Below are 10,676 nucleotides of genomic sequence, written 5' to 3'. Positions count from 1 at the left end.
GGGAAAGACCCCCAACAATTAAAAAACGCCCCCCGGGGGGTGGTTTTTGTTTTTGATTTTCCCTTTTATGCCCCCCTTCCCGGCCGCCCTCCCTGTAAAGTGGCCTGAGGCGTGCGCAGACGGCTCCAGGAGGGTTGGCGCCTTGGTGGGCGCCATCGCCCCCCCGGGTTGGGTTTTACGGCGTGTCCTGCAGCGGACTGCCCGCGCCTCCCCCACTTTGCAGGAAGGCGCTGCACGGAGCGCTTGATAAACCTTATTCCGCCAACATCGCCGTCAGCTTCTCCCGCGCCGGCCCTGCCAGCTTCGGGTTGTCCAGCGCGAAGCGGATCGTCGCCTCCACCAGCCCCAGGTGTGTACCGCAGTCGAAACGAGTGCCCTCGAAACGATAGGCATCGACCTCTTCGGTCTTCAGCAGCTGCGCGATCGCATCGGTCAGCTGGATCTCGCCGCCGGCACCGCTGCCGGTCTGCTCCAGAAGCTCGAAGATCTTCGGGCTCAGCACGTAGCGTCCGACCACCGCCAGGTCGCTTGGGGCGTCCTCCGGCTTCGGCTTCTCCACGATCTGCGAAATGCGCCCCTTGCGGCCATCAAAGGCCTCGGTGGCGACGATGCCATAGCTGGCGGTCTTGTCGTGCGGCACATCTTCAACCGCAATGACGCTGGCGCCACTGGCTTCGTTGAGATCGGCCATCTGCTTCAGCGCGCCATCACCACGGTTCCAGATCAGGTCGTCCGGCAGCAGCACCGCGAACGGTTCATCGCCGATCACGGCCTTGGCACACAGCACCGCATGGCCCAGGCCCAGCGCCTCGGCCTGGGTCACGAAGATCGCGCGCACGCCATTGGGCAGTACGTGACGGATCAGTTCCAGCTGCTCCTGCTTGCCAGCGCGCTCGAGCTTCTGCTCCAGCTCGTAGGCCTTGTCGAAATAGTCGGCGACTGCATGCTTGTAACGGTTGGTGATGAACACCAGCGTGTCACAGCCCGCCTCGATTGCTTCATCCACCGCGTACTGGATCAGCGGCCGATCAATGATCGGCAGCATCTCCTTCGGTACGGTCTTGGTTGCTGGCAAAAAACGCGTCCCCAGACCCGCCACGGGGAAAACTGCTTTGCGAATTCGCTTGCTCATTGGTGCCTGTTGGCCTCGCGTGCCGGAAAGGGCACGACTTTAGCGGATGAAATGTAAGCATCCTGTTCGATTGGCGAGAACTCGGGCATCGTCGCGAACAGGACTTCCTTGATGGTTCCGGTGTCGTAGCTGCCGACTGCTTCCCGCAGGCGCGGGACGTTGCCCAGCACCAGATCACGCGAGAACATGCGGACACCGGCCTCGAGGACCTTCGGATGCGCGGTGGCACGGTAGTCCTCGTCCGAATAGAACAGCGTCTCGTGCAGCTTCTCGCCCGGACGCAGGCCGGTATAGATGATCTGCACATCCTTGTACGGCTGCTTGCCCGCCAGACGGATCATCTGCTCGGCCAGCAGCCGGATCGGCACCGGTTCGCCCATGTCGAGCGTGTAGATCGCACCGTGCGAAGCCGAAGCCGCTGCCTGCAGAATCAACTGGCAGGCCTCGGGGATGGTCATGAAGTAACGGGTGACTTCCGGGTCGGTGACCGTGACCGGCCCACCACGCAGGATCTGCTCCCGGAACAGCGGCACCACGCTGCCGGCCGAGGCCAGCACATTGCCGAAACGCACCGTGACGAACCGGGTATGCGTGGACTTCTGGTCCAGGCTCTGACAGATCATCTCGGCATAGCGCTTGCTGGCACCCAGCGCATTGACCGGGTCCACCGCCTTGTCGGTGGAGATGAACACGAAATGCTCGACGCGGGCTTCCAGGCAGGCACGGGCCACGTTCTCGGTCGCCAGGATGTTGTTGCGCACGGCTTCGCGCAGCTGCCGTTCCAGCACCGGCACATGCTTGTAAGCGGCCGCATGGAACGCGGTGTCGACCGGATGCAGCGACAGCGCATGGCGGATCACCGCGGGATCACCACAATCGCCCAGCACCGCTTCGATCTCGATATCGGGGAAGCTGCGGCGCAGCTCACCTTCAATGGTCAGCAGCAGCAGTTCGCTGATCTCCAGCAGGATGATGCGACCGGCACCGTGGCGCGCGCACTGGCGGCACAGCTCCGAGCCGATCGAGCCACCGGCACCGGTAACCATCACGGTGCGCCCACCCAACCAACCCCGGATCAGGTTCCAGTCCGGGGTGATCGGCTTGCGGCCGAGCAGGTCCTCGATCGCCACTTCCTTCAGCTGGCCGGGCAGCGACTGGCCCTGCAGGATGTCGCTCAGCTTGGGCACCGTGCGGAACGGCACGCCGGTGCTTTCGCAGATGGCGACCACCCGCTGCATGCCAGCGGCATCCAACGACGGCATCGCGATCACCAGCAACTTGGCCGCGGTCTCGCGAACCACCGACGGTGCGTCATCCAGGCTGCCCAGGATGGGCAGGCCCTGCAGCTTGGCGCCGCGCAGGTGCGGTGCGTCGTCCAGCAGGCCAACCGGCTCGAAGTTGCCGGAACGGCGCAGATCGCGGACCAGGGTCTCGGCTGCCTGCCCGGCGCCCAGGATCAGCACGCGGCGTGCGCTCGAATCGGACTGCAGTGCCTGGTAATCCTTCCAGGCACGGTACAGCAGGCGCGGCGCGCCCAGCAGCGCCGACAGCGCGAACGGATAGATCACCAGCACCGACATCGGCACACCGTCGAAACGCTTCCACATCAGCACCAGCACGATGCCGACCAGGCCGATGAAGCTGGCCTTGAAGATGTTCAGCAGGTCGCTGACGCTGGCGAAACGCCACAGCCCGCGATACAGGCCCACGCGCCAGAACACCAGGCCCTGCAGCAGCAGCACCAGCGTGGTATCGACGTTCCAGAGGGGCAGCGCGGGCGCGTTGGGCAGGATCGAGTACCGCCCCGCATGGAGCAGCTGCCAGCATGCCCAGACCATGAACAGGTCGTGGCAGACGATGGCCGAACGCGGCATCAGGCCAAGAATTCTGTCCCGCCAAGGTGAAGCCATAAGTCAGGTCGTTCCTTATCGGTGACGCAATCCATTGCGCAGGAGGAGCCAGAGGACGCTCAGCGCGAGAAACCACGCGATCGCCAGGACAGCCTCCCACCTCGGCTGCAGATTGGAGCAGACATTAAGCACTGTAATACTGAACAGGCCCAAAGCAAAGTACATCCCTGTCACCTGGGCGTGGCTGGCTCCTGCCTGCACCGCCCGCTGGTAGACGTGCTGGGTATGGGGTTCCATCCAGCGTTGTCCGGAAATGATGCGCGCCGCCAGTGTGAAGCCCGCGTCCACAAGGAATGCCGAAGCCGGCACCAGCAGCAGGATCCAGTGGATATCGGTACGCACCGCGGCGATGGCCAGGACGACGGCGACTGCATAGCCAAGCGCGCCACTTCCGACATCACCCATGAATATCCGCGCCCGCGGGAAATTGAACGGCAGGAAACCCAGGCAGGCCAGGCCCAGCGCCACCGCCGCCAGCGAGTACGGCCAGGGCAGTATCGGCGCCAGGCCCAGTGCAACGACAATGGCCTGGCTGGCAGCAATACCGTTGATGCCATCCATGAAGTTCCAGATGTTGATCAACGAGGCTGTGAATACCAGCACCAGCCCGGCCAGCAACCAGCTTCCACCGTGCACCTTGACCAGGGCGGCCAGCAGCGCGGCAGCAATGAAGTGCACCAGCAGGCGGCGCATGGCCGGCAACGGCCGGTGGTCGTCCCACCAGCCGATGCCCGCCACCAGTACCAGGCCCAGGCTGGCCACCAGCAGGCTCGGTGTCGATTCCGGCCAGACCCACATCGCTGCACCGGCGGTGATCAGCAGGCTGACGACGATGGCGATACCACCACCGCGCGGCGTTGCCACGCTATGGCTGCGACGCTCGCCGGGCTGGTCCACCAGTTGCTGGCGCAGGGCATAACCCCGTGCCGCCCAGGTCAACCCCGCACTCAGCAGGGCCAGCCCCAGCAGCGCGCCCATCACGAGCCACGGCATGGATCAGAGCACCGCGTAGTTCAGCAGTGGCTTGACCGTGCCCCATTCCTTGCAGCTCGGGCACTGCCAATGGTGGGTGCGTGCACCGAATCCGCAACGGGTGCACCGGTAGGCGGGATTGCGCACCAGCAGCTGGTCGGTGATGTGCTTGAGGTCATGCAGGGTCGCAGTGGAATCGGCGCCCTCGGCCAGCGTCAGGTCGATCAGCGCGGATTCGCCGCGCACCGACGGACGATCCTTGAGCTGGCGGCCAAGGTAGGCACGGGCCGGAGCCACACCCTCCTGCTCTTCCATCAGCCGGGTCAGGGCCAGCACCGGGGCGATGCCACGGTAGTGTTCGGTCATTTCCGACAGGAACGCACGCGCGCCCCCCAGGTCGCCGACCTTGCGGTAGTTTTCCATCAACGCCGGCAGCAGCTCGGGCAGGTACTCCGGATCGTTGCGCGCGGCACGTTCGAATGCACGCACGGCGGCTTCAGCGTTGCCCGCATCCGTCTCAAGGCGACCTTCGATGATGCCGGCGCGCACCGACATGGCGTCGGCCTGGTAGGCGCGGGCGATCGCCGCCCTCGCCTCTTCCAGCTTGCCAGCACCGCGGAAGCGTTCGGCCAGTTCGCATTCGAACTGCCCGATCAGCTTGCCCATCGGCTCGCCGGTGACGTCTTCGAAGCGGGTGGCGTTGTCGATCGCCTTTTCCCAGTCACGCTCGGCCTGGTAGATGCCGATCAGGTGCTTGAGCGCCTGCGGGGCGCGCTGGTCCAGCTGCGCCAGCTCGGTGAACACAGTCTCTGCACGGTCCAGCAGGCCGGACTTCATGTAGTCCTCGCCCAGCGCCAGCAGGGCCTGCACGCGCTGCGCGTCGCTCAGGTCATGGCGGTTGACCAGCCCCTGGTGCAGGCGGATGGCGCGGTCGACTTCACCGCGGCGGCGGAACAGGTGGCCCAGCGCAACCTGGGTCTCGAAGGTTTCCTTGTCCAGCTCGGCGATGTGCAGGAACAGTTCGATGGCCTTGTCCGGCTGCTCGTTGAGCAGGTAGTTCAGGCCACGGAAGTAGGTGCTGGACAGGCGGCTGACCTGGTTGTCACCGTGGCGCTGGCCACCACGCCGGCCAATCACCCACCCGGCCAGTGCGGCCAGCGGAACGAACAGGAAAAACCACAGCCACTCGGTGACGAAATCCATCTTCGATCAGCGTCCATCAAAAGATTGGGGGGAAACACCCGCGGCCGGCATGGCGGCGGACTTGTTGGCGCGGCGCAGCTGGCTGTAGAGCGGAATGACCACGCTCACCAGCACCAGGCCGGCACCGACGATGACACCGATCAGCAGGGCCGCAATGAGCGCCACGCCCACGGAGGTATTCAATTGGGTAAACAGCAGGTTGATCGACATCGCGGTCATGTTGACCGCACCAATGATCAGCCCAAGGATCAGGACCGCCAGCAGGACCAGCAGACGAAAGACCTTCATGCGACAGCTCCAGTGGCAGGAGTCCGTAGCTTATCCGACCCGCGGCTGGATTCGCACGCGGTGGCGCGACGGAGGCTCAGGCCGGATCGGCGTCCAGCGGCAGCACACTGCTGACCCGCTCGCGCAGTTCCTTGCCCGGCTTGAAATGGGGGACGTGCTTGCCCGGCAGGGCAACCGATTCGCCGGTCTTCGGGTTGCGACCCAGGCGCGGCGGACGATAGTGCAGCGAGAAGCTGCCAAAACCACGGATTTCGATGCGATCCCCGGCGGACAGCGATCCGCCCATCATTTCCAGCAACGACTTCACCGCCAGATCGACATCATCGGCCTTCAGGTGCGCCTGGCGGCGCGCAAGGATTTCGATCAGTTCGGATTTGGTCATTACCGGCTCACATCAGGGGCATCTCAGCCTGAAACGGCCCGGGCAGAAGCCCGGGCCGTCCAGGAAACAACAAACAGCGTAAGGCCGATTACTCGGACTTGTTGCCGTTCAGCTGTGCACGCAGCAGCGCGCCCAGCTGGGTGGTGCCGCTGGAAGCCGAAGAGGACTGGTATTCCTCCAGCACTTCGCGCATTTCCGCGTCATCCTTGGCCTTGATCGACAGCTGCAGGGTACGGCCCTTGCGGTCCATGCCCACGAACTTGGCTTCGATCTTGTCGCCGACCTTCAGGTGCTGGGTGGCGTCGTCAACGCGCTCGTTGGCGATGTCGCGGGCCGAAACGTAACCCTCGATGCCGTCAGCCAGCTCGATGATCGCGCCCTTGGCGTCGACTTCCTTCACCACGCCTTCAACCTTGGAGCCCTTCGGATTGGCAGCCATGTACTGGCCGAACGGATCCTGCTCCAGCTGCTTCACGCCCAGGGAGATGCGCTCGCGCTCCGGATCGACAGCCAGGACAACTGCGTCCAGGGTATCGCCCTTCTTGAAGTTGCGAACGACGTCTTCGCCGGTGGTGTTCCAGCTGATGTCGGACAGGTGGACCAGGCCGTCGATGCCGCCGTCCAGGCCGATGAAGATGCCGAAGTCGGTGATCGACTTGATCTGGCCCGACACCTTGTCACCCTTCTTGTGGGTGGCAGCGAAGGTTTCCCACGGATTGGCGGCAACCTGCTTCATGCCCAGCGAGATACGGCGACGCTCTTCATCGACGTCCAGCACCATCACTTCGACTTCATCACCAACCTGGACAACCTTGGACGGGTTGACGTTCTTGTTGGTCCAATCCATCTCGGAGACGTGCACCAGGCCTTCGACGCCCGGCTCGATCTCAACGAATGCACCGTAATCGGTGACGTTGGAGACCTTGCCGAAGACGCGGCTGTTGGCCGGGTAACGACGGCCGATGTTGTCCCACGGATCCTCGCCCAGCTGCTTCAGGCCCAGCGAAACGCGGTTGCGCTCGCGGTCGAACTTCAGCACGCGGACGTCCAGCTCGTCGCCGACGTTCACGACTTCCGACGGGTGACGCACGCGCTTCCACGCCATGTCGGTGATGTGCAGCAGGCCGTCGATACCGCCCAGGTCCACGAACGCGCCGTAATCGGTCAGGTTCTTGACGACACCCTTCAGGATCGCGCCTTCCTGCAGCTTGTCCATCAGCTGCTCGCGCTCTTCCGAGTGCTCGCTTTCGACGACAGCGCGGCGCGAGACCACGACGTTGTTACGCTTGCGGTCCAGCTTGATGAGCTTGAACTCGAGTTCCTTGCCTTCCAGGTAGGCCGGATCGCGCACCGGGCGCACATCGACCAGGGAACCCGGCAGGAAGGCGCGGACATCCTTGATGTCCACGGTGAAACCACCCTTGACCTTGCCGCTGATGCGGCCGGTGATGGTTTCGTTCTTTTCCAACGCTTCTTCCAGCTCGTCCCACACCATCGCGCGCTTGGCCTTCTCGCGCGACAGGACGGTTTCGCCGAAGCCGTTCTCGATCGAGTCGAGGGCGACCTTGACGATGTCGCCTTCGGCGACGTCGATTTCGCCAGCGTCGTTACGGAACTGTTCGATCGGCACGATGCCTTCGGACTTCAGGCCAGCGTTGATCACCACGACGTCGCCGCGGACTTCAACAACGGTACCGCTGACGATGGCGCCCGGCTTCAGCTTGGCCAGGTTGGCCTGGCTGGCTTCAAACAGTTCGGCAAATGATTCGGTCATTAGATTTACTCTGTTGGACACATGGGTCGGTGGCGTCCCCTTCAGGGGAATGGCGACCGCCCGCCTGTTGGTCGACCCCGGAAACGCAGGTCGTGTGTAGTAGGAAAACCGCCACGCATCATTGCGCGACGGAGCTGGTACAGCACTGCTTTGCGCGACCACCACCGATGCTGCTGGCAGTGCTCCTGCGCGAACGGATCAGGCAGCCGGAACCGGAAGCAGATCCATCACTCGGGCAACGACATCATCGATGCCGATGCCTGTGGTGTCGATGAGGACAGCATCGTCTGCCGGCTTCAGGGGCGCCACGGTACGCTGAGCATCACGGGCGTCGCGGGCCATGATCTCGCGCAGGAGGTCATCAAAGTTAACAGAAACCCCCTTGTCTTTCAACTGCTTATGCCGGCGCTCGGCGCGCTCCTCGGCACTGGCGGTCAGGAAGACCTTGTAGGGGGCGTCCTTGAAGATCACCGTGCCCATGTCGCGGCCGTCGGCGACCAGGCCGGGCAGCTCCCTGAATGCGCGCTGGCGCTCCTTCAGGGCCGCTCGGACCTCCGGAATGGCGGCAATGGCCGAGGCCAGGGCGCCGGTGGTCTCCAGGCGCAGCTCGTCGGTGGCATCGGTGCCATTGACCATGACCCGCATCGACTCGCCCTGCTCAACAAACTGAACATGGGTATCGAAGGTGCAGCGCACCAGCGCCGAGGCGTCGGAGGTGTCGATGTCTGCCCAGCTCGCGGCCACGCCCACTGCGCGGTACAGCGCGCCCGAATCCAAGTAATGCCAGCCCATCCGGCGCGCGATGATGCGGCTGATGGTACCCTTGCCGGCCCCGGAAGGGCCGTCGATGGTCAGGACGGGGGCGAGTGGATTCATGGGGGTCCCAGAGCGTGTGAAGGGGTCATTCTAGCCCCTGCCAGACACCCCCAGCGGGATCTTTTGTGCAACCACTTGAAACCACGAGGAAAAGCCCGGTAGAATGGCGGGCTTGAACGAGCGTCAACTGCCGATTGTCTTTCGCATATCGCGGCCACGCTCCACCCGAACAACTACTGTTTACGCCGAGGTATGCCATGAAAGTCCTGTCCTCCCTGAAGTCGGCGAAGGCCCGTCACCGTGACTGCAAGGTCGTGCGTCGTCGTGGCAAGATCTTCGTCATCTGCAAGTCGAACCCGCGTTTCAAGGCGCGTCAGCGCTAAGCCCAACAGCCTTCGCGGCTGCGGCTGGCCCTACGCGGGGCCGACCCGATGCAAAAAGCCGCCTTCGGGCGGTTTTTTGTTTATGCGGCTTTTTCCTGCCGTTTTTGCTGTAATCGCCTTTCTTGACCACTGGGGAGTAGATCGAGATGAAGCGTTACCTGTCCGCCCTGGCCGTGATGGCCACCCTGGCCGCCGCCACACCGGCACTGGCCGATACCCTGCTTGTCGACCGCGCCCGCGAGAAGCCGGCCGGTGCCCTGCCCGTGCGCGGCCAGAGCATGCAGCAGGTGCAGGCGCAGTTCGGCGCGCCGAGCGAGCAGCTGCAGCCGCGTGGCGGGCAGAAGCGGCAATGGCCGACCATCAACCGCTGGGTGTACCCGCAGTTCACCGTCTACTTCGAGAAGCAGAAGGTGATCGACGTGGTGGCCAACCAGGCGGACCCGAACGAAATCGGCCCGAAACCGCCGATCCGTTGATCCCATTACCCGCCGTGGGCGGGCCTGTGTAGCGAGACCATGAACCAGACCCTTCGTTTTCCTGCCGAGTGGGAAGCCCAGAGCGGCGTCCTGATTGCCTGGCCCACCGCCGACACCGACTGGGCCGACCGCCTGGGCCAGGTGGAAGAGACCTACATCGCTCTGGTCGCGGCCATCACCCGCTTCCAGCCGGTGCTGATCTGCGTGGCCGACGATGATGTGGAGACCTACGCCGAGATGCGGCTGCGCTCCAACCGCATCGACATGGACAAGGTCCACTTCACCACGGCCGCCTACGACGATACCTGGCTACGCGACTCCGGCCCAATCACCCTGCGCCGTGCCGACGGCGGCTTCCAGCTGCTGGATTTCCGCTTCACCGGCTGGGGCGGCAAGTTCGACGCCACCCTGGATGACCAGCTGGTGGGCGTGCTGGACCAGGCCGGCGTGTTCAACGACGCGCCGGTGCGCAGCATCCCGTTCGCGCTGGAAGGCGGCGGCATCGAGACCGACGGTGAAGGCACCCTGCTGACCACCTGGAAGTGCCTGCACGAGCGCCACCCGGACCGCGACCGCGCCAGCCTGAGCGCCGACCTGGCCGACTGGCTGCAGCAGGACCGCGTGCTGTGGCTGGACCACGGCTACCTGGAAGGCGACGACACCGACGCGCACATCGACACCCTCGCCCGCTTCGCCTCGCCGGACAGCATCGTCTACCAGGCCTGCGACGACGAGAGCGACTCGCACTACGCCGAACTGCAGGCGATGGGCAATGAGCTGGCCGCGCTGCGCACCAAGGATGGCAAGCCGTACCGCCTGTTCCCGCTGCCGTGGGCACAGCCGGTGATCGACGAAGGCCGCCGCCTGGCCGCTTCGTACGCCAACTACCTGATCATCAATGGCGCGGTGCTGATGCCGGCCTATGGCGACCCGGCCGATGACCTGGCCCGCGACGTGCTGGCGCAGGCGCACCCGGGCCGCGAGATCGTGCAGGTGCCCTGCCGCTCGCTGATCTGGCAGAACGGCAGCCTGCACTGCATCACCATGCAGCTGCCGACAGGGCTGTTGAAGGCGTAACGGTAGTGCCGGGCCGCGCCCCGCCCCCCGTTTGTTTAGTCGAGCCAAGCTCGCCACGCTTCTTTTATAGGCCCCCCCACCCCCGCCGGGCCGCGCCCCCCCACCCAACCGCAACCACCCCCCCAACGGCGCGGCGCTACAAAAACCCCCCATAAACCCCGCGCCACCCCCGGGCCCCCCCACCCCGCGAAAAATTACAGTTTATCCCCCCCGAAACCCCCCCCCCTAAACACCCCGCCCCCCTTACGTAGCCCCGTTTAACG

11 protein-coding genes are annotated in these 10,676 nt (G+C 64.5%); 3 read left to right on the top strand and 8 right to left on the bottom strand.

The features are described from left to right. Positions 1-253: 253 nt before the first annotated feature. From galU to cmk, 8 genes are all read right to left on the bottom strand, one after another. Positions 254-1,132 carry a UTP--glucose-1-phosphate uridylyltransferase GalU gene (gene galU, locus QRO91_RS20250; protein ID WP_024956143.1) on the bottom strand — a complete coding sequence of 293 codons (879 nt, stop codon included), beginning with the start codon at positions 1,130-1,132 and terminating at the stop codon, positions 254-256. Then, complete coding sequence (locus QRO91_RS20245; protein WP_049428017.1) at positions 1,129-3,042, bottom strand: nucleoside-diphosphate sugar epimerase/dehydratase; 1,914 nt, start codon at positions 3,040-3,042, stop codon at positions 1,129-1,131. Before QRO91_RS20245 ends, galU begins: the two co-directional genes overlap by 4 nt. A 15-nt stretch (positions 3,043-3,057) precedes the next feature. Further along, the gene (locus QRO91_RS20240) at positions 3,058-4,035 is read right to left on the bottom strand and encodes a glycosyltransferase family 4 protein (protein WP_049428018.1); all 978 of its coding nucleotides are present in this window, start codon (positions 4,033-4,035) and stop codon (positions 3,058-3,060) included. A 3-nt stretch (positions 4,036-4,038) separates the two neighbouring features. Beyond that, positions 4,039-5,217, bottom strand: coding sequence for a lipopolysaccharide assembly protein LapB (gene lapB, locus QRO91_RS20235; RefSeq protein WP_049428020.1), 1,179 nt, complete (start codon positions 5,215-5,217; stop codon positions 4,039-4,041). Between the two features lie 6 nt (positions 5,218-5,223). Then, positions 5,224-5,505, bottom strand: coding sequence for a LapA family protein (locus QRO91_RS20230; RefSeq protein WP_049428022.1), 282 nt, complete (start codon positions 5,503-5,505; stop codon positions 5,224-5,226). Between the two features lie 76 nt (positions 5,506-5,581). After that, the gene (locus QRO91_RS20225) at positions 5,582-5,887 is read right to left on the bottom strand and encodes an integration host factor subunit beta (RefSeq protein ID WP_005409286.1); all 306 of its coding nucleotides are present in this window, start codon (positions 5,885-5,887) and stop codon (positions 5,582-5,584) included. A gap of 88 nt (positions 5,888-5,975) precedes the next feature. Then, positions 5,976-7,661 carry a 30S ribosomal protein S1 gene (gene rpsA, locus QRO91_RS20220; protein WP_005409285.1) on the bottom strand — a complete coding sequence of 562 codons (1,686 nt, stop codon included), beginning with the start codon at positions 7,659-7,661 and terminating at the stop codon, positions 5,976-5,978. A 198-nt stretch (positions 7,662-7,859) separates the two neighbouring features. After that, complete coding sequence (cmk, locus tag QRO91_RS20215; protein WP_005409284.1) at positions 7,860-8,537, bottom strand: (d)CMP kinase; 678 nt, start codon at positions 8,535-8,537, stop codon at positions 7,860-7,862. Between the two features lie 197 nt (positions 8,538-8,734). Here cmk and ykgO point away from each other — a divergent pair, with 197 nt between their 5' ends. The 3 genes from ykgO to QRO91_RS20200 all read left to right on the top strand — a co-directional run bounded on the left by ykgO (position 8,735) and on the right by QRO91_RS20200 (position 10,413). Next, a complete protein-coding gene (gene ykgO / locus QRO91_RS20210) occupies positions 8,735-8,860 on the top strand; it encodes a type B 50S ribosomal protein L36 (RefSeq protein ID WP_005409283.1) in 126 nt (41 codons plus the stop codon). Between the two features lie 176 nt (positions 8,861-9,036). Then, positions 9,037-9,336, top strand: a complete 300-nt coding sequence (locus tag QRO91_RS20205; protein WP_227837998.1) for a hypothetical protein — start codon at positions 9,037-9,039, stop codon at positions 9,334-9,336. A 39-nt stretch (positions 9,337-9,375) separates the two neighbouring features. Then, a complete protein-coding gene (locus QRO91_RS20200; protein ID WP_197651064.1) occupies positions 9,376-10,413 on the top strand; it encodes an agmatine/peptidylarginine deiminase in 1,038 nt (345 codons plus the stop codon). The last annotated feature ends 263 nt before the right edge of the window (positions 10,414-10,676 follow it).

The organism is Stenotrophomonas maltophilia group sp. Smal32, assembly GCF_030237085.1.
Lineage (GTDB): Bacteria > Pseudomonadota > Gammaproteobacteria > Xanthomonadales > Xanthomonadaceae > Stenotrophomonas > Stenotrophomonas maltophilia_Q.
The sequence above is the reverse complement of the archived record's forward strand: the minus strand, read 5'-3'. Positions and strand labels throughout refer to the sequence as shown.

Bases quoted from the DNA above. Each gene is read 5' to 3' on its own strand.
- cmk (WP_005409284.1), bottom strand. From the start codon at position 8,537: ATGAATCCACTCGCCCCCGTCCTGACCATCGACGGCCCTTCCGGGGCC.
- QRO91_RS20230 (WP_049428022.1), bottom strand. From the start codon at position 5,505: ATGAAGGTCTTTCGTCTGCTGGTCCTGCTGGCGGTCCTGATCCTTGGG.
- galU (WP_024956143.1), bottom strand. From the start codon at position 1,132: ATGAGCAAGCGAATTCGCAAAGCAGTTTTCCCCGTGGCGGGTCTGGGG.
- QRO91_RS20205 (WP_227837998.1), top strand. From the start codon at position 9,037: ATGGCCACCCTGGCCGCCGCCACACCGGCACTGGCCGATACCCTGCTT.
- QRO91_RS20225 (WP_005409286.1), bottom strand. From the start codon at position 5,887: ATGACCAAATCCGAACTGATCGAAATCCTTGCGCGCCGCCAGGCGCAC.
- QRO91_RS20240 (WP_049428018.1), bottom strand. From the start codon at position 4,035: ATGCCGTGGCTCGTGATGGGCGCGCTGCTGGGGCTGGCCCTGCTGAGT.
- QRO91_RS20200 (WP_197651064.1), top strand. From the start codon at position 9,376: ATGAACCAGACCCTTCGTTTTCCTGCCGAGTGGGAAGCCCAGAGCGGC.
- lapB (WP_049428020.1), bottom strand. From the start codon at position 5,217: ATGGATTTCGTCACCGAGTGGCTGTGGTTTTTCCTGTTCGTTCCGCTG.
- ykgO (WP_005409283.1), top strand. From the start codon at position 8,735: ATGAAAGTCCTGTCCTCCCTGAAGTCGGCGAAGGCCCGTCACCGTGAC.
- QRO91_RS20245 (WP_049428017.1), bottom strand. From the start codon at position 3,042: ATGGCTTCACCTTGGCGGGACAGAATTCTTGGCCTGATGCCGCGTTCG.
- rpsA (WP_005409285.1), bottom strand. From the start codon at position 7,661: ATGACCGAATCATTTGCCGAACTGTTTGAAGCCAGCCAGGCCAACCTG.